At 70.0% G+C, this 22,849-nt stretch carries 15 protein-coding genes and 2 pseudogenes; 7 read left to right on the top strand and 10 right to left on the bottom strand.

Going from position 1 to position 22,849, the window contains the following annotated elements; translation table 11 throughout:
- Positions 1–32: 32 nt before the first annotated feature.
- On the top strand, positions 33–1,436 hold the full coding sequence (gene sthA / locus ABZU25_RS14025) for a Si-specific NAD(P)(+) transhydrogenase (RefSeq protein WP_355029712.1): 1,404 nt from the start codon (positions 33–35) through the stop codon (positions 1,434–1,436).
- Positions 1,437–1,849: 413 nt separating this feature from the next.
- Here sthA and ABZU25_RS14020 read toward each other — a convergent pair whose 3' ends face one another.
- Both ABZU25_RS14020 and ABZU25_RS14015 read right to left on the bottom strand, forming a co-directional pair.
- Positions 1,850–3,175, bottom strand: coding sequence for an endo-1,4-beta-xylanase (locus ABZU25_RS14020; RefSeq protein ID WP_355029816.1), 1,326 nt, complete (start codon positions 3,173–3,175; stop codon positions 1,850–1,852).
- Between the two features lie 110 nt (positions 3,176–3,285).
- The gene (locus tag ABZU25_RS14015; protein WP_355029711.1) at positions 3,286–4,641 is read right to left on the bottom strand and encodes a PHB depolymerase family esterase; all 1,356 of its coding nucleotides are present in this window, start codon (positions 4,639–4,641) and stop codon (positions 3,286–3,288) included.
- Between the two features lie 165 nt (positions 4,642–4,806).
- Here ABZU25_RS14015 and ABZU25_RS14010 point away from each other — a divergent pair.
- Positions 4,807–5,382, top strand: a pseudogene (locus ABZU25_RS14010) (hypothetical protein); the annotation flags it as partial.
- Between the two features lie 31 nt (positions 5,383–5,413).
- Here the strand turns inward: ABZU25_RS14010 and ABZU25_RS14005 are convergent.
- The 7 genes from ABZU25_RS14005 to ABZU25_RS13975 all read right to left on the bottom strand — a co-directional run bounded on the left by ABZU25_RS14005 (position 5,414) and on the right by ABZU25_RS13975 (position 16,333).
- Positions 5,414–7,528, bottom strand: a complete 2,115-nt coding sequence (locus tag ABZU25_RS14005; RefSeq protein ID WP_355029710.1) for an alpha-glucuronidase — start codon at positions 7,526–7,528, stop codon at positions 5,414–5,416.
- A complete protein-coding gene (locus ABZU25_RS14000) occupies positions 7,525–9,558 on the bottom strand; it encodes a beta-galactosidase (RefSeq protein WP_355029709.1) in 2,034 nt (677 codons plus the stop codon). The genes ABZU25_RS14005 and ABZU25_RS14000 overlap by 4 nt, the downstream gene beginning before the upstream one ends.
- The gene (locus ABZU25_RS13995) at positions 9,555–10,241 is read right to left on the bottom strand and encodes a DUF624 domain-containing protein (RefSeq protein WP_355029708.1); all 687 of its coding nucleotides are present in this window, start codon (positions 10,239–10,241) and stop codon (positions 9,555–9,557) included. The genes ABZU25_RS14000 and ABZU25_RS13995 overlap by 4 nt, the downstream gene beginning before the upstream one ends.
- A gap of 118 nt (positions 10,242–10,359) precedes the next feature.
- Positions 10,360–11,997 (bottom strand): extracellular solute-binding protein, encoded by a 1,638-nt coding sequence (locus ABZU25_RS13990; protein ID WP_355029707.1) that lies wholly within the window; start codon positions 11,995–11,997, stop codon positions 10,360–10,362.
- A gap of 50 nt (positions 11,998–12,047) precedes the next feature.
- Positions 12,048–12,959, bottom strand: a complete 912-nt coding sequence (locus ABZU25_RS13985; RefSeq protein WP_355029706.1) for a carbohydrate ABC transporter permease — start codon at positions 12,957–12,959, stop codon at positions 12,048–12,050.
- Entirely contained in the window at positions 12,956–13,945 is a 990-nt protein-coding gene (locus tag ABZU25_RS13980; RefSeq protein ID WP_355029705.1) for an ABC transporter permease subunit, read from the bottom strand. The genes ABZU25_RS13985 and ABZU25_RS13980 overlap by 4 nt, the downstream gene beginning before the upstream one ends.
- Before the next feature lie 12 nt (positions 13,946–13,957).
- The gene (locus ABZU25_RS13975) at positions 13,958–16,333 is read right to left on the bottom strand and encodes a glycoside hydrolase family 3 N-terminal domain-containing protein (protein WP_355029704.1); all 2,376 of its coding nucleotides are present in this window, start codon (positions 16,331–16,333) and stop codon (positions 13,958–13,960) included.
- Positions 16,334–16,650: 317 nt separating this feature from the next.
- Here ABZU25_RS13975 and ABZU25_RS13970 point away from each other — a divergent pair, with 317 nt between their 5' ends.
- From ABZU25_RS13970 to ABZU25_RS13950, 5 genes are all read left to right on the top strand, one after another.
- Complete coding sequence (locus ABZU25_RS13970; protein WP_355029703.1) at positions 16,651–17,688, top strand: LacI family DNA-binding transcriptional regulator; 1,038 nt, start codon at positions 16,651–16,653, stop codon at positions 17,686–17,688.
- 21 nt (positions 17,689–17,709) lie between these two features.
- Positions 17,710–18,717 (top strand): acetylxylan esterase, encoded by a 1,008-nt coding sequence (locus ABZU25_RS13965; protein ID WP_355029702.1) that lies wholly within the window; start codon positions 17,710–17,712, stop codon positions 18,715–18,717.
- Positions 18,718–19,020: 303 nt separating this feature from the next.
- On the top strand, positions 19,021–20,175 hold the full coding sequence (locus tag ABZU25_RS13960; RefSeq protein ID WP_355029701.1) for a cellulose binding domain-containing protein: 1,155 nt from the start codon (positions 19,021–19,023) through the stop codon (positions 20,173–20,175).
- 142 nt (positions 20,176–20,317) lie between these two features.
- Positions 20,318–20,704: a YciI family protein gene (locus ABZU25_RS13955; RefSeq protein WP_355029700.1), complete on the top strand. Its 387-nt coding sequence runs from the start codon at positions 20,318–20,320 to the stop codon at positions 20,702–20,704.
- A complete protein-coding gene (locus ABZU25_RS13950) occupies positions 20,704–21,930 on the top strand; it encodes a sigma-70 family RNA polymerase sigma factor (protein ID WP_355029699.1) in 1,227 nt (408 codons plus the stop codon). Before ABZU25_RS13955 ends, ABZU25_RS13950 begins: the two co-directional genes overlap by 1 nt.
- A gap of 99 nt (positions 21,931–22,029) precedes the next feature.
- Here the strand turns inward: ABZU25_RS13950 and ABZU25_RS13945 are convergent.
- Positions 22,030–22,632: pseudogene (locus ABZU25_RS13945) on the bottom strand (endo-1,4-beta-xylanase); the annotation flags it as partial.
- Positions 22,633–22,849: the final 217 nt, after the last annotated feature.

The raw sequence follows: 22,849 nt of genomic DNA, 5'->3' as shown, positions 1-22,849 counted from the left end.
GCCAACCACGACATCTTGCGACGCTAGCGGTTGTGGATGACTACGACCTGGTGGTGCTGGGCTCCGGACCCAGCGGTCAGAAGGCCGCGATCGCTGCCGCCAAGCTCGGCAGGCGGGTCGGCATCGTGGACCGCCGCGACATGATCGGTGGGGTGTGCATCAACACCGGCACGGTCCCCTCCAAGACGCTGCGCGAGGCCGTTCTCTATCTGACCGGGCTGAGCCAGCGAGACCTCTACGGCAGCAGCTACCGGGTCAAGGACGAGATCACGGTCAGCGACCTGGCCGCCCGGACACAGCACGTGATCACCCGGCAGACCGACGTCATCCGCAATCAACTGGCCCGCAACCGGGTCGCGATGATCACCGGCACCGGCCGATTCGCGGACGCGCACTCGATCTGGGTCGACAGCGGCTCCGGCCGCGAGTCGAAGGTGACCTTCGACAAGGCCATCATCGCGGCGGGCACCCGCCCGGCCCGCCCGGACAGCGTCGACTTCGACGACCGGACGATCGTGGACTCCGACGGCGTCATCAACCTCCAGGCCGTACCGCGCAGCATGGTCGTGGTCGGTGCCGGCGTGATCGGCATGGAGTACGCGTCCATGTTCGCGGCGCTGGGCACCAAGGTGACAGTGGTGGAGCGCCGCGATCGGATGCTCGAGTTCTGCGACGACGAGGTCATCGAGTCGCTCAAATATCACCTGCGCGACTTGTCGGTGGCGTTCCGCTTCGGCGAGGAGGTCGCCGCCGTGGAGAAGCACCAGACCGCCGCGCTGTGCATCCTCAAGAGTGGCAAGAAGATCGTCGCGGACACCGTCATGTACTCGGCCGGCCGGCAGGGCCAGACCGACGATCTGGCCCTGGAGGCCGCCGGGTTGGAGGCGGACCGACGCGGCCGGATCACTGTGGACGTCAACTACCGCACCTCGGTGGAGAACATCTACGCGGTGGGCGACGTGATCGGCTTTCCCGCGCTCGCGTCCACCTCAATGGAGCAGGGCCGACTGGCGGCACAGCACGCCTGCGGCGAACCGATCCGGGAGATGCACGGCCTGCAACCGATCGGCATCTACACCATCCCGGAGATCAGCTTCGTCGGGCAGACGGAGGCGCAGCTCACCGACACCTCGACTCCGTTCGAGGTCGGCATCGCCCGTTATCGGGAGCTGGCCCGGGGTCAGATCGTCGGCGACTCGTACGGCATGCTCAAGCTGCTCGTCTCCCCCGACGACGGCCGGCTGCTCGGGGTGCACGTGTTCGGCACCGCGGCCACCGAGATCGTCCACATCGGGCAGGCGGTGATGGGCTGCGGCGGCACGATCGACTACCTGGTCGACGCGGTGTTCAACTACCCGACGCTGGCTGAGGCGTACAAGGTGGCCGCCCTGGACGCGTCCAACAAGATCCGCAACATCACCCGCATCGACGGTTGAGCTCTGCACCTCGGTCGAGTCGGTCAAGTCGGTCGAGTCGGTCACTGCGCAACAGGCGATTCGGCGCGCCGGCCGCCTCGACGCGGGGGCTCAACCAGTCCCCGGAGCGCCTGTAGAGCTGCCCCAGAAATGGGGCGGCGCGTCCTACCCGATTCGCACGCAAGATCCGAGCGGCGTCCGGGAGACAGGGCAGCGAACGCTTGCCGCCCCATATCCGGGGCAGCTCTACAGGCACCAACGAACAGGTTGCTTCCCTGACCGCGCCACCCTCTGCGGCCTCATCAGTCCCCTGCTGAGCCTCGTCCCCGCCCTCATCAGCCCCACCTCGGCCGCCGTCTGACGGAGGGCGGAAGGGCCGGGGGCCGGGGGCCGGTGCGGGGGCGGGAAGCCCTCCGCACCGGCCGATGATCCTCCTAGCCGGCCGCGCAGGTTGGGCTGAGGCTGCCCGCGGTGCCGTTGCCCTGGAAGCCGAACTCGGTGGACTGCCCGGCGCCGACCTGGCCGTTGTAGGCCACGTTCGTCCAGTTAGTCGTGCCGGTGTTACCGCTGTTGGTGGCGCTCCAGGCGTTGGTGACCGTCGCGCCGGACGGCAACGTGATCGTCACGGTCCAACCGTTGAGAGCCGACGAGCCGGCCGTCACCCGTACGTTCGCCACGAAGCCACCGGTCCACTGGTTCACCGTCACCGTCGCGGTGCAGCCACCCTGCCCCGGCGGAGGAGTGGTCGGCGGAGGAGTGGTGGTCGGCGGAGGAGTCGTGGGTGGCGGAGTCGTGGGCGGCGGAGTGGTCGGCGGCGGGGTGCCGTTGTTCAGTGCGGCCAGCACCGCGTCGTACGCCGCCTTCTTGGACCCGTTGTTGTTGAACAGCAGCGGCGTCTGCGATGACCGCCACGAGTCACTGTCGCGGATGCCCCACACCGTGATCCCGTTGCACCGGGCCACCGCCAGGCAGTCCTCGACCACACTGCGGTACGTGTTCGCTGGTGCGCCCTGGATGTCCAGCTCGGTGATCTGCACATCCACCCCCAACGCCGCGAAGCTCGACAACGTGGTGCGGTAGTTGCTCACGTACGGCGAGTCGTTGTTGAAGTGCGACTGGAAGCCCACGCAGTCGATCGGCACACCACGGGCCTTGAAGTCCCGCACCATGTTGTAGACGCCCTGGGTCTTCGCGTGCGTCCAGTTGTCGGTGTTGTAGTCGTTGTAGCAGAGCTTCGCGCCGGGATCCGCCGCCCGTGCGGCGCGGAAAGCGGCCTCGATCCAGTCGTTGCCCGTCCGCTGCAGGTTCGAGTCGCGACGGCCTCCGGAACTACCGTCGGCGAACGCCTCGTTCACCACGTCCCAGGAATAGATCTGCCCCCGGAAGTGCGTCGCCACCTGCGTCACGTGATTCAGAATCGCCTGCCGCAGAGCGCTGCCGCTCATGCCCTGCATCCAACTCGGCTGCTGGGCGTGCCAGGCCAGGGTGTGCCCACGTACCTGCATCCCGCGACTGCGGGCGTGGTTGACGATCTGCTCCGCCGAGCCGTAGCTGAACCGGCCCTGCTGCGGCTCGGTGGCGTCGATCTTCATTTCGTTCTCGGCCGTCACCATGTTGAACTCACGGTTCAAGATCGTGGTGTACGCACTGTCCGAGAGCTTGAATCCGGCCACCGCCGTACCGAAATAGCGACCCTTCTCGGCGGCGGACGCGCCGAGCGTGGTCCCGGCGGAGGCGGGTGCCGTCGCGAACAGCGCCATGCCGGCGGCGAGCGCACCCGCGCCGGTCAGCGCGATCACGGCTCTCGATGCCGCCTTCCATCTCGTGTTTCTCATCGTGCGACTCCTTGTGTGGTGGTGGGGAGGGAAGCTCAGGACACCGAGCAGGCGGCGCCGTTCAGGGTGAACGACGAGGGTTTGCCGGTGCCGCCTCCGTGCGTGGCCTGGAAGCCGATCTCGACCGACGCGTTCGGAGCGATGGTGGCGTTGTAGGAGAAGTTGCGGGCGGTCACCGCACCGCTCGTCGGCGAGTACTGCGCGTTCCAGCCGCTGGTGATGACCTGCCCGCTGGGCAGCGTGAAGGCCAGCGCCCACCCGTTCACCGCGGCCGTGCCGGTGTTGGTGATGGTCACGCTCGCGGTGAGCCCGTTGTTCCAGGCGTTGACCGTGTAGCCGACCCGGCAGGCGCCCGCGCTGGGCGGCGGAGTGGTCGGGGGCGGCGTGGTCGGGGGCGGCGTGGTCGGCGGCGGAGTCGTGGGCGGCGGCGTGGTCGGCGGCGGAGTCGTCGGGGGCGGGGTCGTGGGCGGCGTGGTGCCGTCCAGCCCGAAGAAGCGGATGACCTGCGCGGCGTCGACCGGCAGGTTGTGCGTGACACCCTGCATGCTGATCGCCTCGACCGGTGCCATCGGGCCGCTGCTGCCGTACCGGGTGCGGGTGTAGCCGGACTGCGGTGAATCGGTGTACGTCGGGGTCTGGCTCAACCCGTGCACGTTGGTCCACTGCTTGACCTGCTCACCGAAGTTCGGATAGCGCAGCGTCTCGTCGTTGGTGCCGTGCCAGATCTGCATGCGTGGTCGCTGGCCGGTGTAGCCCGGGTACGCCCCACGGACCAGGTCCCCCCACTGCTGCGCGGTCTTGATGAGCTGCCCGTTCGCGCACTCGCTGTTCCACTCGGAACTGCCCCCGGTGGCGAAGCAGCTGAACGGCACCCCGGCGAAGGAAGCGCCTGCCGCGAACACGTCCGGGTAGTCACCAAGCATGACGTTTGTCATCATCGCTCCGGAGGAGGTGCCGGTGGCGAAGATCCGCGCCGGGTCGGCGGCGTAGCGCTGCCGCACGTAGTCGACCATCGACATGAGCCCGACCGGGTCGCTGCCTCCGCCACGGCGCAGGGCCTGCGGTGAGGCAACGTCCCAGCACTTGCTGCTGCGGGTCACCGACGGGTAGATCACGATGAACCCGTACCGGTCGGCGAGGGACGCGTACTGGGTGCCGGAGTGGAATGCCGGACCCGACCCGGTGCAGTAGTGCAGCGCGAGCAGGATCGCCGGTCGGGTGGCCACCCGGTCCGGGACGTACAGGTGCATCTGGAGGTTTGTGGGGTTGGTACCGAAGCCGGTCACCTGGGTCAGCGTCGCCGCCGACGCCGGGGTGGCGAAGGTCAGCGCGGCGGCGGCCAGCGTCAGGGCCGCCATGGCGGCGCCGAGCATCCTTGTCTTGAGTGTCATCGATCGCGATCCCTCGGGAGATAGGCGCGTGGAAGGGGACTGAAGTCGAGGACTGCCCTTCGCCCGACCCTGACCGCGGCTCGCGTGACCACGTCAGCTTCAATCGAGCACACTCGATTGTCAAGACTTCCGGAAACCTTTCGCTGCAACGGATCCCGGGTCCACCTGCACAACCGGGGACACCGGCGGGCCCGGCCGCCGACGGCGGCTCGCGGGCTATTATCGGGATGTTCTCGAAACGTCACCCTCAAGATCGTCACCGACGAGGGGGTGACCGGCGTCGGGGACGCCACCCTCAACGGTCGGGAGCTGGCCGTCGCGTCGTACCTGCGTGACCACGTGGCACCCCTGCTGATCGGCCGGGATCCGGCCCGCATCGAGGACACCTGGCAGTACCTGTACCAGGGGGCGTACTGGCGGCGCGGCCCGGTCACGATGAGCGCCATCGCCGCCGTGGACACGGCGCTGTGGGACATCAAGGGCAAGGTCGCCGGCCTGCCGGTCTACCGGGCGGTCCGGGTGCAGTGTGGGGTGCCGGGCCTGCCCAAGACGTACGGGGTCAGCACCGAGCAGACCGACGAGGTGTTCCCGCACGGCTACCACTTCGCCGACGGCTACCTGCACCCCGCCGAGACGCCCGGTCTCGGGGTGGACATCGACGAGGAGGCGGCGGCCCGCTACCCGTACTCGCCGGCGTACCTGCCGGTGAACCGGCTGGAGGACGGCACGGTCCACCCCTGGCGACCGCGCCACCGTAGCCCGGCCGGCCGGTTCAGTAGATGCGCCGCCCCCGCTCGTCCGGCACCCCGGACTTGCGGAAGAAGTACGTGTTGACCTGGTCGCGCCACTCGGTGGCGGACCGCACCTGCTCGTCGAGCCGTTCGGCCACCCGCTCGTACACGGCCGGGTCGATCATCCCATTCAGCGTCTGCCACCTCCGTCGCATCACCGCCACCTCCTCGACACCGGCGAAGTGCGTGTCGTAGATGTGCTGGATGACTGTCGAGCCGCTGCGCAGGACGTGCTGGTACGGCACGTGGTGGAAGAAGAGCAGCAGGTCGTCGGGGCAACTCTCGGGCGTCTCGTACACCTCGGCCCAGTACGGCGGGTACTGGCCGGCGAAGCCGGTGCCCGACGCGCGGCTGCGGTCCACGCCCACGCCGTCGCGGTCGGCGAAGTGGTAGGTGCCCCACCGCGAGTACTCGTACCCGTCGACGCCGGGGCCGTAGTGGTCGCCGGGGTTGACCATGAAGCCAACGCCCAACGGGGCGGAGTACCGCTCGTAGGTGCGCCACGAGTCGTCCATGATCTCGTGCAGCGTCCGTCGCACCAGGTCCGGGTCGGCGGTCGCCGAGGGTGGAAAGGTCAGCGTCATCCACTCGTCGAGGACCGCCGTCGGGTCCAGCCGCGGATCCCAGGCGAGCCGCCCGAACGAGTACAGGTTGGCCTGCGCCAACGGGTGCCCGGTCCAGAACAGGTCGTCGCCGGTGTTGGCGACCGCGACGAGGCCACCGCCAGCGCCCGCCGCCCCCGCCACCACGTCGGCCACCGACCGTCCGCCCGGCCCCCAGGGCGCGAACCGCAGCACCTCACTCCACAACGGGCCGAGGTGGCAGACGTGTCGCTGCTGGCCGGTGTATTCCTGCGTGACCTGCAACTCCACAGCCAGTCGGGTGGCGGGCATCGCGGCGATCACCGGGGAGACCGGCTCACGGGTCTGGAAATCCACCGGACCGTACTTCACCTGCAGGATCACGTTGGTGCGGAACCGCCCGTCGAGTGGGGCGAAGTGGTCGTACGCGGCGCGGGCCCGGTCGGTCGACCGGTCCCGCCAGTCCTGGTGGTGGTTGTAGACGAACGCCCGCCAGTGCACCACTCCCCCGTGCGGGGCGAGCGCGTCCGCCAGCAGGTTCGCCCCGTCGGCGTGGTCCCGCCCGTAGCTGAACGGGCCGGGTTGCCCCTCCGAGTCGGCCTTCACCACGTAGCCGCCGAAGTCGGGAACGCGGTCGTAGACGGTCCGGGTGGTCTCCGCCCACCAGGCCCGCACCTCGTCGTCCAGCGGGTCGGCTGTCGACAGGCCACCGAGGAGCATCGGCGCGGCGAAGGAGACCGACAGGTGCACCCGAATGCCGTACGGGCGCAGCACGTCGGCGATCTCGGCCACGTCGCCGAGCCGATCGGTGAGCAGCAGCGCCTCGGTGCGGGAGACGTTGACGTTGTTCACCGAGATGGCGTTCACGCCGCTCGCGGCCAACAGTCGTCCGTACTCCCGGATCCGGGAGAGGTCGCCGCGCGGCCGACCGTCCTGCCAGAAGATCGAGCCGCCCGCGTAACCCCGTTCGACCTGGCCCATCACCGGGTGCACTGCCACGTTGTCCCAGTGGTTGAGCATCCGCCGGCGCAGCGCGGGCCGGTGCCGCTCCGGCGGGCGGGTCGGGTCGAAGGCCGCCGCGCAGAGCCGGACCACGTGGAAGAGCCCGTACAGCAGACCGGCGGGCGCGTCGGCCACCACCACCGTCACCGGGCCGGCGTGGGTCAGCAGGAACCCCTCGTTGCCGAGCGTCCCGTCGCCGACCTCGTCGCGTGCCGCCTCCACCGCCGGGCCGGGCAGCTCGCCCGCGCCCCGCAGGGCGAGCACCAGGTCGACGTCGACGTCCCAGGAGGGGTTGTGCCACACCCGCCCGCCGTAGCGCGCGCAGGCCCGCGAGACCTCGTCGAGCACTGTGTCGACGAGCAACCCGTCACCGTGGACGAGAACGCGGCGCGCGCCTAGGGTCCGGAACGCCTCCGGTGGCAGCCAGGCCGGGTGTACGCGCGGCTCGTCAGCGTCCAGCGGTTCCTCGACGAACATCAGTTGCTCCAGGTCCACCCACTCTTCGGCGTTCATTCGTCCTCCCGTAGCACGACGACACCGTACGCCGGCAGCGGCAGGGCCGCACCGGTCGTCGTGCGGTGACCGGTGAGCAGGTCGACGCCACTGCTCGGGGCGGTCACCTCGACCGGCTCGGCGCGGTGGTTGAGCAGGAACAGCAGCCGCGTTCCGTCCGGCGCGACGCGGACGGCGGATTCCAGGTCCGTGATGTCCGGGTAGGGGCCGAGCACGTCGTGGCGATCCAGCACCTGCCGCACCACCCAGGACACCCCGGCCTGGTCCAGACCGGCAGCCACGTACCAGCCGTCGCCGGCGCCGAAGGCGTTGCGGGTCACCGCCGGGGTGCCCGCGTAGAAGTCGGCCTGGTAGGTGCCGACCACCGCCGCGCCCTGCGCAATCACCAGTTCGAACAGCAGTCGCGCCTCGACGTCGAGCTGATCCGGGCCAGCGCCGAGACGGACCGGGTTGACCGCCTCCGGGCCGCGCGCGTCCCACTCGTCGACCCGGACACCCAGCAGCTGACCGAGCGGGCCGGGCACGTCCATCTGGAAGGCCCTGTCGTTCTCGTCCACCCGACCCGACAGGTAGGTGGTGAGCACCGAGCCGCCGCGCGCCGCCACCGCCTCCAGGCGCTGCGGCAGGTCACCCTTGAGCATGTGCAGGGCCGGCGCGACGACCACGTCGTAGCGGGTCAGGTCCTGGGTCACCGCGACGACGTCCAGGTCCACCCCGGCGTCCCAGAGCGCTCGGTGGTAGGCGAGCACGACCTCCTGGTAGCGGACCAGCCGGGACGGCCCGTCGGAGATGTCCAACGCCCACCAGCTGTCCCAGTCGAACAGCAGCGCCACCCGGGCCGGGGTCCGCGCGCCCAGCGACACCGGGCCGAGCCGGTCCAGTTCGACGCCCAACTGGGCGACCTCCCGGAACACCCTGGTGTCCGAGCGACCGGCGTGACCGATGACGGCGCCGTGGTATTTCTCGCTCGCACCCCGGGCGGCGCGGAGCTGGAAGAACAGCACCGCGTCGGCGCCGTGCGCGACCGCCTGCCAACTCCACAGCCGCATCAGGCCGGGCCGCTTCAGCGGGTTGACGTCCCGGCACGAGGTGACGCCCGGGGACTGTTCCATCAACCAGAACGGCTGGCCGTCCTTGAGCCCGCGCATCAGGTCGTGGGTCAGCGCCATCCGGGCCGCCGACTCGTCGTTCGGCGGGTAGTTGTCCCAGGAGGCGAAGTCCAGGTGCGCCGCCCAGCGGTGGTAGTCGACGGGCCGGTACAGGCCCATGAAGTTGGTCGTCACCGGTAGGTCCGGACTGGACTCGCGGATGGCGGTCTTCTCGTCGTGGAAGTTGGTGAGCATGGCGTCCGAGGTGAACCGCAGGTAGTCCAGTGTGATGCCCTGGAACGCTGTGTGGTCCGGCCCGCGCCAGTGCTCGGTGAGCGCCGACGGCGGTTCGATCTGGTCCCAGTGCGTGAAGGTGTGCGACCAGAAACTGGTGTACCAGGCCGCGTTCAGGTGGTCGAGGGTGCCGTAGCGGTGGCGCAGCCAGTCTCGGAAGCCGGCCGCGCACAGCTCGCAGTAGCAGGCGCCGCCGTACTCGTTGCCGACGTGCCACGCGATGACCGCCGGGTTGTGGCCGTAACGGCCGGCGATCCGGCGGGCCAGCTCGACGGAGAGCCGGCGGAACACCGGGGAGCTGGGGCAGGAGTTGTGCCGCTGGCCGAACCGGTGCCTGCGGCCCTCGAAGTCGGTCCGGGTCACCTCCGGGTACGCCTTGGCCAGCCACGGCGGGTGAGCGCCGGTGCCGGTCGCCAGGCAGATCCCGCGCCCCTCCGCGGCGGCCCGCTCGACGATCCGGTCCAGCAGCGCGAAGTCGTACACGTCCTCGGCGGGCTGGCAGAGCGCCCAGTCGAACACGCCGATGGTGACCAGGTCGATCCGAGCGGTGTCGAAGAGACGGTAGTCCTGCTTCCACACGTCCTCCGGCCACTGTTCCGGGTTGTAGTCGCCTCCGAAGGGCACCTTGGCGGTGACGGGCAGGCTCATCGGGTGAACTCCTTCTGAATCAGCCGGACCATCGGGTCGCTGACGCGCAGGAACGCCAGGACCGCGACCGAGCCGAGCATCGCCAGCACCGCCTCGGAGAAGACCGCGGTGACCGCGGCCGCCGCGGCCAGCAGCAGCGCGTTGCCGACTGTGACACCGGGGGTACGCACGAGGAAGTGCACGGCCAGTCGGAGCACGTCCCGGGTGCGGAAGCCGAACAGCGAGGTGATCACCAGGGCGTTCGCCGCGCAGAGCGTCACACCCACAGCGAGCAGGACCAGCGGCACCGCCCACCAGCTCGGGAGGCCGACCGCACCCCGGTAGGCGAGGTTCACGGCGAGCACTGTCAGCCACAGCAGCGTCGGCACCCAGACGCGCAGCACACCGGACAGGTTGGCCCGGTACCCGCGCCAGAACACTGTGGCGGGCCGCAGGTCGGTCAGGTCGGCGCGTTGGTGGCGCAGGGCGTACAGGGCAGCCGAGAGCGCCGGGCCGACCGGCACCAGCAGCAGGGCGGCCAGCGGCAGGTTGCTGGGGTCGCGGCCCAGCAGCAGCATCGGGAGCAGGCCGGGCAGGGTGGTGAGCAGGAGCAGCAACTCGACGACGAGCAGGATGTAGACCCGAGAGGTGATCCGCGACAGTGGCCCCTCGCCGAACTGTCGCCAGGTGCGCGCGGCGCTCACGGCTGTCCCCTCCGCTCGTCCTGCCCGAGGGCGGGCGGGGTCACCCGCGCGCCCGGGGCGGTGGTCGTCGGGGAGTCCGGTCGGGCCCTGGTGACCGCCCGGCCGGACTCCCCGTTGCTCAGCCGTTGTCCTTCTGGAACCGCTCGTACGCCTTGTTGACCACGTCGATGTACTGCTCGGAGTTCTTGGCCTTCAGCTCGGCCACGTAGGCGTCCCACTCGCTGAGGGGCCGCTGGCCGAGGGCGAACTTGAGCGTGTTCTGGGTGACGAAGTCCTTCAGCGGGGTCTCCCAGAGCGACACCTGCTCGCGTTCCTCATCGGTGAACGGGCGCGGCGGGGGGACCTCCCTCGGCTTGCGGGCGTCCATCACCTTCTGGAACTCCAGCTCCTCCGGGGAGAAGAAGCCACGGACCAGGTCGGGCGTGCCGCCGTAGGTGAAGACACCGTTGTAGAAGCCGAAGTCCTTCTGCAGGTGCTTGGTGCCCTTCGGGTTGAGCCCGAGGACGTCGACGTCGGCGGTGACGGATCGCTTGCCGGCGGCGTCCTTGGTGAAGGTGGTGCCCTCGACGCCCCAGCGGGCGAACTCCTGGCCGGCGTCGGAATACCACAGCCAGTCGATGAACTGCATCATGGCCACGAAGTTCTTGCTCTCCCGGGCCTTGGTGGAGATCATGATGCCGTTCTCCAGCCGGGGGAAGGGGTTGACCTCACCGGCCGGGCCGATCGGCAGCGGGATCTTGGCCATCTTCGCGTTCGGCAGGGTCTTGGCCAGGTCGGGCCGGTGGTTGTTGACAAGCGTCTGTGCGTTGCCGGTGACCACGAAGGACTTGCCGTTGGCGAGCTTCTGGCGTGCCTGGTCGTCGGTCTGCGTGAAGCTCTCCGGGTCGAGCAGGCCCTCGGCGACGAGCTTGTGCAGGTACGTGAGCATCTGCTTGTACTGCTCGGACCCGCCGGTGTAGGTGAACTTCTTCGCCGTCGGATCCCAGGTGGCGTGCTGGTAGTCCCAGCCCGCGTAGGTGCCGTGGGAGGAGCCGAGGAGGTTCAGCAGGGCGCCGGTCGGCGTGGGCTTACTGAAGAGGTCGGAGTACGGGTAGACGTTCGGGTACTTCGCCTTCATCGCCTTGAGCACCGTGTACAGGTCGTCCCAGGTCTTCGGGACGGGCAGGTTGAGCTCCTGCATGATGTCGGTGCGCACCAGCACCGTGTAGTCCTGCGTGGGCTTCTCGTGCACGCCCGGCAGCAGGTAGAACTTGCCGTCGGACTGCCGCAGGTTGTCGATCTCCGGCTTGAGGTTCCACTTGGTGATCTTGTCCTTGAAGTTGGGCATCAGATCCAGGTAGTCGCTCACCGGGAGGATCGCCCCGGAGGCCACGAACGCGTCCTCCTGCGGGTGGTACGTCTTCGGGATGATCAGCGGGGCGTCGCCGGCGCCGATCAGCAGGCTGCGCTTCTGCTCGTAGTCGCTCAGCGGGACGGCGACCGGGTCGATCTTGACGTTGGTCCGCTTGGTCAGCTCCGACCAGAAAAGCCAGTCTTCCTTGAGCGGATAGAACGTGTGGTTGTTGTAGAGGGTGGAGAAGGAGAGCGCCTCGGTGGCCTTGAACTGGTCGCCGACGCCGTAGCTGGCCATCGCCCCGACCTTGTTGTCCGACAGGTCCGTCGACTCGGCGGGATCCTCGGAACAGGCGGTGCTGAGGGTGAGCGCGAGCAGACCCGCGGTGGCCATCGCCACCCGGCGCCACGTCTTGTGGAGCATGGCTCGTCCTTTCGGTGGTGGGGATCAGAAGGTGGAACGGTGCGGCGGCGTCACCCCTTTACCGCGCCGAGCATCACGCCGCGGACGAAGTACCGTTGGACGAAGGGGTAGACCGCCAGGATCGGCAGGGTGGTCAGCACGACCGTCACGGCCTGCAGGGTGGCCGCGGCCTGCACGACATCGGCATCGGCGGCCCCCGCCTCCTGCGCGTCGGTCGCACCCACGATCAGGTTGCGCAGGTAGACGGTGACCGGCAACAGTTCCTGCCGGTCCATGTAGAGAAACGCGCTGAACCACGAGTTCCAGAACGCGACCGCGTAGAAGAGCACCATCGTCGCGATGATCGCCTTCGACAACGGCAGCACGATCCGCAGCAGGATGCCGTAGGTGTTCAGCCCGTCGACCGCCGCGGCCTCCTCCAACTCGGTCGGCAGGCTCTCGAAGAACGCCTTCATGACCAGCAGGTTGAACACGCTTATGGCGTTGGGGACCACGACGGCCCAGATGGTGTTCTTCATGCCCAGGCTGGTGACCAGCACGTAGTTGGGGATCAGGCCGCCGGTGAAGAACATGGTGAACAGCGCGATGCCGACGAGGACGCCGCGTCCCTTGAGCTGCGGCTTCGACAGCACGTACGCGTAACAGGTGGTCAGCACGATCGAGATGATCGTGGCGACCACCGTGTACACCACAGTGTTGCGGTAGTTCGTCCAGAACATCGGGTCGGACATCACCAGCTTGTACGCGGTGACGTTGAACCCGCGCGGGACGATGCTCACCTTTCCCGTGATGATGTACGCCTCGTCGCTGAGCGAGCGGGACACGATGTTGAGGAACGGGAACAGCGTCACGACCACGACGCCGATCAGGACCACCGTGTTGACCACCCGGAAGATCCGGTAGCCCCGACTGTCCACCTGGCCCCGGGTCTTCGGGGCTTCGCTCTTCGTACCGAGGATCACCACAGGCTCGTCCCCACCGTGCGCCGGGAGATCAGGTTCGCCGTCAGGACCAGGACCAGCCCGATCACCGCCTCGAAGAGACCGATGGCCGCGGCGTAGCTGAAGTTGCTGGACTGGAAGCCCATCCGGAACAGGTACGTGGAGACCACGTCGGCGGTCGGGTACGTCAACGGGTTGTAGAGCAGCAGGATCTTCTCGAACCCGACCGCCAGGAAGCTGCCGATGTTGAGGATGAGCAGCGTCATCATCGTCGGTCGGATCCCCGGCAGGGTCACGTGCCAGGTCTGCCGCAGTCGGTTGGCGCCGTCGATCCGCGCCGCCTCGTACAGGTCCTCGTCGATCGTGGTGAGGGCCGCGAGGTAGAGGATCGTGCCCCAGCCGACGCTCTGCCAGACCTCGGAGGACACGTAGATGGTCCGGAACCAACCGGGTTGTTGCAGGAACGCCACCGCGTCGCCGCCGAAGAACCGGACGAGCTGGTTGGCCGCGCCGTCGACCATGGTCAACTGCATGACCATCGCCGCCACGATCACGATCGACAGGAAGTGTGGCAGGTAGGACACCGACTGCACGAACCGCTTGAACCGGCGGGCACGCACCTCGTTGAGCAGCAACGCCAACACGATCGGCAACGGGAAGCAGAACAGCAGGGTCAGCGTCCCGAGCACCAGCGTGTTCGTGAAGACCTCCCAGAACGTCGGGTCGGTCAGGAACATCCGGAAGTACCGCAGGCCGACCCAGTACTCACCGAAGATGCTGCCGCCGGGCTTGAACCGGCGGAACGCGATGACGTTCCCGATCATCGGCAGGTACCGGAAGACCAGGAAGAACAGCAGCGGCAGGATGGCGAGGGAGTAGAGCTGCCAGTCCCGGCGCAGCGCCTGCCGCCAGCTCTGGCGGCGGCGCGGCGACCGCGGGGCAGAGCCGGCCGCCTCCGCCGGTGACCGGGGTGGCGCCGGCGGCGGTGGCCGTAAGGTCGATGTCATCCTCGGCCCCTCCTAGGCGGGATGCGGGACGGCCACGAGGGGCTCCACCCGCACCGACGTGAGAAGTTCCCGCTGGTGGCCGACCTGGCGCTCGACGCCGGTCAGCCGCAGCGGCACTGTCGCCACCGCGTCGCCGCTCGACCGGCCGAAGCGCAGCTCCACCTCGCCCGGCTCGACGACCCGCCGGCCGGACAGACCGGTGAACGAGGCCACGTCGGCCGGTACGCCGAACGTCACGTACGCCGCCTCGCCCGGCTCCAGCGGCAGTCGGGTGTAGCCGACCAGCCGGACCACCGGGCGGGTGGTCTGCGCGACCGGGTCGTGCAGGTAGAGCTGCACCACCTCGGTGCCGGCCCGGTCACCGCTGTTGGTGACGGTGATCCGCACCCGCACCTCGCCGTCGACCGGCCAGGCCGCCGGCGCATCCGGCGTCTCGTCGGCCGGATCCACCACACCGGCGTCGGACCACTCGAAGGTGGTGTAGCTCAACCCGTGCCCGAACGGGTACGCCGGGGTGGGGTCGACGGAGGAGACCTTGTTGCGGTGACCGAGCGGCGGCGCCAGGTAGGTGCCCGGCAGTCCGCCGGCGTCGCGGGGAACGCTGACCGGCAACCGCCCGGACGGGTTCACCGCACCGGTGAGCACCTCGGCGAGCGCCTGCCCGCCGAGCTGCCCGAGGAAGAACGCCTGCACCACGGCTGCCGCGGTGTCGAACTCCGGGCCGAGCGCGTAGGGGCGACCGGTCATCAGCACCAGGACGACAGGGGTGCCGGTGGCGAGGACGGCCCGGACGAGCTCCGCCTGCACGCCGGGCAGCCGCAGGTCGACGGCGTCGCAGCCCTCGCCGGAGGTGCCCCGGCCGAACATTCCCGCGCGGTCGCCGACGGCGAGCACACACACGTCGGCGGCAGCGGCCGCGGCGACCGCCGCCGGAATGCCGGAGGTGTCCTCGCCGGTGATGGCGCAGCCGGGCTCGTGGCTGAGCAGCGGGACGCGTCGGGCCAACTCGTCGCGGAGCGAGGGGATCTCCAGGCCGAGCCCGTGGTCGGGGTGGTTGACGCCCACGTGGTTGGGGAAGGAGTAGCAGCCGAGCATGGCCATCGGGTCGTCGGCGAGCGGGCCGATCACTGCGACCCGGCTGCCGACGGCAAGCGGGAGAACGCCGGTGTTGCGCAGCAGGACGACGGACTCCCGGGCCAGGCGGAGGGCCACCTCCTGGCTGACCTCGTCGTCGAGTCGCAGGTCTGCCACGTCGTCGGGCAGCTCCTGCCAGTCGTCGTCGAGCAGGCCGATCTCGATCTTCTGAATCAGCACCCGCCGCAGCGCCCGGTCGACGAGCGCCTCGTCGACGTCGCCGCGGCGAACCGCCTCGACAAGCGGCGCGCCGAAGGCGTCCACAGTGGGCAACTCGACGTCGATCCCGGCGCGCAGGGCGAGCCGGGCGGCGTCGGCGGCGTCGCCCGCGACACCGTGCAGGGTCTCCAGGAACCGGACTGCGAAGTAGTCGGCGACCACGATGCCGGTGAAGCCCCACTCGTCGCGCAGCAGGCCGGTCAGCAGCTCCTCGTCGGCGGCGACTGGCAAACCGTCGATCTCGGCGTAGGAGTTCATCACCGAGCGGGCGCCCCCGAGCCGCAGGGCCATCTCGAACGGCGGCAGGATCACGTCTGCCAACTCCCGACGGCCCATCGGCACCGGCGCGTGGTTGCGCCCGCCCCGGGAGGCCGAGTAGCCGGCGAAGTGCTTGAGGGTGGCCACCACACCGGCGCCCTCCAGGCCCCGCACGTACGCGGCACCGGTCGTCCCCACCAGGTAGGGGTCCTCGCCGATCGTCTCCTCGGTGCGGCCCCAGCGGTAGTCGCGGGTGACGTCGAGGACCGGCGCGAGCCCCTGGTGCACGCCCGCGGCGCGCATGGAGCGCCCGATCCGGTCGGCCATCGCCTCGACCAGGTCGGGGTCGAAGGACGCGCCCCAGCTGAGCGGGGTCGGGTAGACGGTGGCCCGCCAGGCCGCGAACCCGGTGAGGCACTCCTCGTGCACCTGGGCCGGGATGCCGAACCGGCTGGCGGCGACGATCTGCGCCTGGGAGGCGGCGAGCGACCGGGCACCGAGCACCGGGTCGACGGGTGCGGTGCCGAACGGCCGGGTGAGCTGGCCCAGGCCGTGCTGGATGAGGCTGCTCCACGGCGGAAGCTCGCTGATCATGTCGGACTGGTGCGGGGCGACGCCCTCGCCGGAGGAGTCCGCACCGACCCAGACCCCGATGAGTTGCGCGATCTTCTCTTCGAGTGTCATCAACGGCAGGAGAGCCTCGGCCCGTTCGGTCGGCGACAGCTGCGGATCGCGCCACGGCGCGGCGTCGCTGTGCACGGGCAACTGACTTCTCATGCCATGACCCCTTAGCTCCGGCCACATCCCCGTGCCCTGGTAGAACCAGTTCCGTGGCGGACGTTCACACGATCCGAAACTTTCCGGAAGCCTGCGCAACCTTTTCGGCAACCTAAGTGCCCCATCGATGAGTGTCAAGGGTCTCAGCTGGACTCCGACGACCGTTCCCTGCACACGGTGACTCCACCGTCAGCACACCGTTGCGAATCCGCCGCAGAATGACCCGCGAACGGGCCGGACGACCGCCGTAACGGCTGGCGCGACCGGCCAATCGTGTTAAGGTCTCCCGAAAATTTCGGATGCTGTATGGGGCTGCGATGACAGAGCACCGCCCGCTCGACCCACCCGCCTCCACCACCATCGCGACAATCGCCCACGACGTCGGCGTCTCGGTCGCCACGGTGTCCAAGGTCCTCAACGGACGTGGCGATGTCGCCCCCGGCACCAGAGCACGCGTGGAGGCGAGCCTCGATCGCCACAAGTACCAGCGCCGCGCCCGGCGACCCTCGACCAGCGGGGGGCGGATCGATCTCGTGTTCCACGAGTTCGACACCGGGTGGGCCATGGAGATCCTGCGCGGTGTCGAGGCGGTGACCGCCGCGGCCGGCATCGGGTTGTCGGTCGCTCAGCTCAACGGCGCGCACCGCCCTCCGGCCCGCTGGTTGGACGCGATCCTCGCCGACCGCCCGCTGGGCGTGGTGTTCGTCCTCTCCCACCTGGCCGAGGCCCAACAGCAGCACCTGCGGCGTCAGGGCATACCGTTCGTCGTCGTCGACACCGACAGCGCGACCTCGGCCTCCGTGCCCACCGTCGGGTCGAACAACTGGAACGGTGGCCTGCTGGCCGCCCGGCACCTCCTGGAGTTGGGGCACCGGCGGATCGCCATCATCTCCGGGCCGCCCGATGTGCTGTGCAGCCGGGCCCGCGCCGCCGGCTTCCAGTCGGCCCACGAGGAAGCCGGGCTCGTTGTCGATCGCGAGCTGATCCGCTACGGCAGCTTCTCCGCGGGAGCCGGGCACGCCCACGGGCTGGAACTGCTCCGCCAGCCGTCCCGACCCACGGCGATCTTCGCCGGCTCCGACATCCAGGCCATGGGGGTGCTCCGGGCCGCCCGCCAGTGCGGCCTGCGAGTGCCCGAGGACCTGTCGGTGATCGGGTACGACAACCTGCCGGTCTCCGCCTGGACCGACCCCGCCCTCACCACGATCAACCAGCCGTTGCGCGACATGGCGGGCATCGCCACCCAGATGCTGCTCGACCTGACCAGGGGCAACGAGCCGGCGACCAGCCGGATCGACCTGGTGACCGAGTTGGTCGTCCGGGAGAGCACCGCACCCCCCGCCAGCCCGCACTGACCCGAGCCCCTGCGAGGACCCGTGCCCCACGCCGCCGCCCTGCTCGACGAACTCCAGCGGTACGCGCCAGAGGTCGTCGAACCCGACGACTTCGACAGGTTCTGGCGCGACACCCTCCTGGAGGCGACCGCCCGGCCGGTGCTCGTCGACGTCCGTCCAGAGTCCACCGACCTGCGGCTGCTCGACTCCTGGGACGTCACCTTTGCGGGCTTCGGCGGCGACCCGGTCCGGGCCTGGTACACCCGCCCCGCCAACGCGTCGGGGCCACTGCCCGCCGTCGTCGAGTACGCCGGCTACGGCCGTGGTCGCGGCCTGCCCCACGAGCGGCTGACCTGGCCGACGGCCGGGTACGCCCACCTGCTGATGGACAACCGGGGCCAGGCGGGTCAGTACGGCGCCGGAGACACCCCCGACCCGCACGGCGCCCCCGGTGGGCCCTGGCCGGCCACCTGGGGAATCCTCGACCCGCGCGACTACCACTACCGTCGTCTGATCACCGACGCGGTCCGGGCGGTCGAGGCGGTCCGCGCCCTGCCGGAAGTCGACGGGGCCCGGGTCGCCGTGGCCGGCAACAGCCAGGGCGGCGGCCTCGCCCTCGCGGTGGCCGGCCTGGTCGGCGATCTCGGCGCGGTGCTGACCACCGCACCGTTCCTCTGCGACATGCGGCGGGCCGTGAAGCTCAGCGAACCCGCGCCGTACGGCGAGATCGCCCGGTTCCTGGCCGTGCACCGGGAGGCCGAGGACGCGGTGTGGCGCACCCTGTCCTACGTCGACGGGGTGAGCTTCGCCCGACGTGCGACGGCACCGGCGCAGTTCGGGGTCGGGCTGCGGGACACCGTCTGCCCGCCGAGCACCGGCTTCGCCGCCTACAACCAGTACGGTGCGGCGGCCGGGTTGCCGGTGCCACCGGCGCGCGAGATGCACGTCTACCCGTTCAACGGTCACGAGGGTGGAGAGGCCGTGCACGTCCGGCGTCAGCTGCGGTGGCTCGGCTCCACGCTGCACCCGGCTGGTCCATCCGGAACGTGAGCACGCCGTCCGGGCGGAGCCTGGGTCGCAACTCATAGCCGGACGCCGATCTATTGCCGGTGTTAGCGATAACACGCTAAGGTGCGTCAGGCGAGGTGCAGGGCACACTTCCGCCACGGTTCGTCGATCTGTCGCCCCCGACCATCGATGACCAGTGTCAGCGGCAGCGCCACGACCACCAGTGCAGACGTCCGGGTTCTTGGTCGTTCCGCGCGGCCCGCTCCCCCGCGTACCGCGTCCTGGCGGCGACCGTCTTCCTGGTGGCCGCTGTTGTCGCGCACCCTCACCACCAGAGGAAGTCCCATGAGCAGTCCAACGCTCGGCCACCCCGTCCCTCCGTCACCCACCGCCACCGCGACGACGCCGAAGCCCCGACGAGCGCGCCTGTGGTGGGCGGCCCTGGCCGCCGTCGCCGCCGTGGCCGCGGCCGTACCGATCGCGACCGCTCCGGCGAGCGCGGAGTCCAACGGCGGCGTACGCGTGATGCCCCTCGGCGACTCGATCACCGACGGGTTCAACGTCGCGGGTGGATACCGGATCGAGCTCTGGCAGCGGTTCACGTCCGGTGGGTACCGGATCGACTTCGTCGGCTCCCAGTTCAACGGCCCGGCCAGCCTTGGCGACCACGATCACGAGGGCCACTCCGGCTGGACCATCGCCCAGATCGACGCCAACGTCGTCAACTGGTTGCGGGCCACGAGTCCCCGGACCGTGCTGCTGCACATCGGCACCAACGACATGTACGGCGACACCTCCGGCGCCCCGGGCCGGCTGGCCACCCTCGTCGACCGGATCACCAACACCGCCCCGAACGCTGACGTGTTCGTCGCGACGATCATCCCGAAGTCGGGCGCGGACAACCAGGTCCGGGGGTACAACGCGGCGATCCCCGGGATCGTGCAGACCAGGGCCGCCGCCGGCAAACGCGTCCACCTTGTCGACATGTACCGCGCCCTGACGCTCAGTGACCTGGCCGACGGGGTGCACCCCAACGCGACCGGCTACCGCAAGATGGCCGTGGCCTGGTACGACGCTCTCCGGTCGGTGCCCGGCAGCATCGGCGGCGACACGCCGCCGACCACCGCGCCGCCCACCACGCCGCCGCCCACCACCGCGCCGCCGACCACGCCGCCGCCGACCGGTGCGTGCCGTGTCACGTACACGGTCAACGCCTGGGGCAACGGTCTCACCGCCTCCGTCTCGGTGGCCAACACGAGCAGCACCCCCGTCAACGGCTGGGCACTGGCGTTCACGCTACCGAGCGGGCAGACCATCACCAGCGGCTGGAATGCCAGCTACTCCCCGTCGAGCGGCGCGGTGACCGCCCGTAACGTCTCCTACAACGCGACGATCGCGCCGAGCACCTCTGTCGACATCGGCTTCCAGGCCACCCACACCGGGAACGCCGGCCGACCGTCCGCATTCACCCTCAACGGCACCGCCTGCACCCTCGCCTGACGATGCTGTCGCGGTGCCGGGCCGCACCGGCCCGGCACCGCCGCGGCGAGAGATCATTGGGCGCCGTGTCGATCCGCGCGCCGCTCGTTCGACATGGGGGTGCGAGGGCCGGGAGGCGGCCCCGCCGGACGAGGAGAACGCGATGTCGAAGTACATGCTGATCATGCGGGGCACCGACGAGACGAACGCGGCAATGATGGCCACCATCGACGAGGCGATGGCCGCGACCGGCCAGTTCATCGAGGAGATGATGGAGGCCGGTGTGCTCGTCGCGGCCGAGGGGCTTGACGATCCGGGCCGGGGCGTCGTTGTCGACTTCGGCGGCGAGGCCCCGGTGGCCACCGACGGGCCGTACGGCGAGACCCGGGAACTGTTCGGTGGCTACTTCCTCCTCGACGTCGCCACGAAACAGGAGGCGGTCGAGTGGGCCAAGCGGGTCCCGGCGGTCCGCGGGTCCAAGATCGAGGTCCGGCGGGTGGCCGAGGCCGACGAGGTCCCGCCCGGCAGCGAGAGCAACGGCCAGATCTGATGGGTACGGCCGACGTCGAGGCCGTCTGGCGGGTCGAGTCGGCCCGGATCGTCGCCGCGTTGACCCGCTTCACCGGCGACTTCGGGCTGGCCGAGGACGCCGCGCAGGAGGCCGTGGCTGAGGCGCTGGTGTCGTGGCCGCGTGCTGCACCGGCCAACCCGGCCGGCTGGCTGATGGCCACGGCCCGGCGGCGGGCGATCGACGCGATCCGCCGCCGGGTCGCCCTACAGGACCGATACGCCCTGCTGGCGGCCGACCCGACGGTCGACTCGCCGGCCGACGCGGACGTCGATCTCGACAGGATCGACGACGACGTCCTGGCGTTGATGTTCGTCAGCTGCCATTCGGTGCTCTCCCCGGCGGCCCGGGTGGCGCTGACCCTGCGCGTGGTCGGCGGCCTGACCAGCGAGGAGATCGCCCGCGCGTTCCTGGTACCGGTGCCGACCGTGCAGGCCCGCATCACCCGGGCCAAGAAGACGATCGCGGCGGCCCGGGTGCCGTTCGAGCTGCCGCCGGCCGGCGAGCGCCGGGCACGGCTGGGCGGTGTGCTCAGCGTCCTCTACGTGATCTTCACCGAAGGGTCGACTGCCACGACGGGCGACCGGCTGGTGCGCCCCGACGTCGCGTACGAGGCGCTCCGGCTGACCCGCATGCTGGCGGCGCTACAGCCGGACGAACCGGAGGTGCACGGCCTCCTCGCGTTGTGCGAGCTGACGGCCGCGCGCTTCCCGGCCCGCACCGGCCCGGACGGTTCGCCAGTTCTGCTCGCGGATCAGGACCGCCGGTTGTGGGACCGCTCGGCGCTCCGCCGCGGGCTGGCCGCGCTGGCCAGGGCATCGACTCGCGGCCTCGGCCCCTACGGCCTACAGGCCGCGATCGCCGCCACCCACGCGTCGGCGCCCTCGGTCGAGGAGACCGACTGGGGCCGGATCGTGGTGCTCTACGAGGCACTCGGCCGGGCCGCGCCCTCCCCGGTGGTCGAGCTCAACCGGGCCGTCGCCGTGGCCATGGCCTCGGGTCCGGCGCAGGCCCTGACCATCGTGGACGAGCTGATCGCCGCGAACCGGCTCCCCGGCTCGCACCTGGTCCCGACCGTACGCGGTGAGCTACTGACCCGCCTCGGCCGGCGACCGGAAGCGCGCACCGAGTTGGAGCTGGCGGCCCGGCTCTGCGCCAACCAGCGCGAGCGCTCGGTGCTCCTGGGTAAGGCAGCGGCGCTGGGCTGACGTCGGCAGCACGGCCAGCCGCCGGCTCCGATCCAGCTGTGCGGGCACGGACAGGGCGGCGACGGATCCCGTCGCCGCCCCATCAGCGTGCGGTGGTGCTCAGGAGGCGGTGCAGGAGAGCACCTGTGGGCGACTCCAGTTGCCGTTGGCCATCGTGGTGAAGCCGAAGACGTTGCCGCTGCCGTTCGACCGCACGGTCATGACGTTTCCGCTGGTGTCCCAGCTCGGGCTGCCGTTCCAGGTGTTGGAGACCTTCTGCGGTGGGGTGACGGCCACCACGACGGCCCAGTTACTCGCCCCGCTGACTGTCACCTGGCTGTTGAACCGGTCACCCCACCGGGTGCTGTCCTGCAGGGTCGCGGTGCACCCGCTGCTGGGCGGCGGAGTGGTGGTCGGCGGGGCCGTCGTGGGCGGCGCGGTGCCGTTGTTCAGTGCGGCCAGCACCGCGTCGTACGCCGCCTTCTTGGACCCGTTGCTGTTGAACAGCAGCGGCGTCTGCGAGGCCAGCCACGAGTCGCTGTCGCGGATGCCCCACACGGTGATCCCGTTGCAGCGGGGGACGGCCAGGCAGTCCTCCACCACACTGCGATAGGTGTTCGCCGGTGCGCCCTGGATGTCCAGCTCGGTGATCTGCACATCCACCCCCAACGCCGCGAAGCTCGACAGCGTGGTGCGGTAGCTGCTCACGTACGGCGACGTCGTGAGGCATCGACAGTGGTGCCGCACGGCAGCAGGAGAGCCGCAAAATTCCGGAACTTGTTCCGCAACGCGGCGCCGCCTAGACGAGTAACTCCTAACCCTGGCTCGGGCTGTGACCGGCGGTTACCGTCGGTCACCTCAGTGGGGGGCGGATGCGGTAGTGAGCGGTATACCTCAGAGTCATATTCATACCTCTGAGGTATACCGCTCACCAGCACAT

The organism is Micromonospora sp. NPDC005215 (genome assembly GCF_040607915.1).
Taxonomy (GTDB): domain Bacteria; phylum Actinomycetota; class Actinomycetes; order Mycobacteriales; family Micromonosporaceae; genus Micromonospora.
This window is presented reverse-complemented; position numbering and strand designations above follow the sequence as displayed.

Excerpts from the sequence above, each read along its gene's own strand:
- ABZU25_RS14020 (WP_355029816.1), bottom strand. The coding sequence starts at position 3,175 with ATGGCGCTGTTCGCGACGGCACCCGCCTCCGCCGGGACCACGCTCGGC.
- ABZU25_RS14015 (WP_355029711.1), bottom strand. The coding sequence starts at position 4,641 with ATGACACTCAAGACAAGGATGCTCGGCGCCGCCATGGCGGCCCTGACG.
- ABZU25_RS14005 (WP_355029710.1), bottom strand. The coding sequence starts at position 7,528 with ATGAACGCCGAAGAGTGGGTGGACCTGGAGCAACTGATGTTCGTCGAG.
- ABZU25_RS14000 (WP_355029709.1), bottom strand. The coding sequence starts at position 9,558 with ATGAGCCTGCCCGTCACCGCCAAGGTGCCCTTCGGAGGCGACTACAAC.
- ABZU25_RS13990 (WP_355029707.1), bottom strand. The coding sequence starts at position 11,997 with ATGCTCCACAAGACGTGGCGCCGGGTGGCGATGGCCACCGCGGGTCTG.
- ABZU25_RS13980 (WP_355029705.1), bottom strand. The coding sequence starts at position 13,945 with ATGACATCGACCTTACGGCCACCGCCGCCGGCGCCACCCCGGTCACCG.
- ABZU25_RS13975 (WP_355029704.1), bottom strand. The coding sequence starts at position 16,333 with ATGAGAAGTCAGTTGCCCGTGCACAGCGACGCCGCGCCGTGGCGCGAT.
- ABZU25_RS13970 (WP_355029703.1), top strand. The coding sequence starts at position 16,651 with ATGACAGAGCACCGCCCGCTCGACCCACCCGCCTCCACCACCATCGCG.
- ABZU25_RS13960 (WP_355029701.1), top strand. The coding sequence starts at position 19,021 with ATGAGCAGTCCAACGCTCGGCCACCCCGTCCCTCCGTCACCCACCGCC.
- ABZU25_RS13955 (WP_355029700.1), top strand. The coding sequence starts at position 20,318 with ATGTCGAAGTACATGCTGATCATGCGGGGCACCGACGAGACGAACGCG.
- ABZU25_RS13950 (WP_355029699.1), top strand. The coding sequence starts at position 20,704 with ATGGGTACGGCCGACGTCGAGGCCGTCTGGCGGGTCGAGTCGGCCCGG.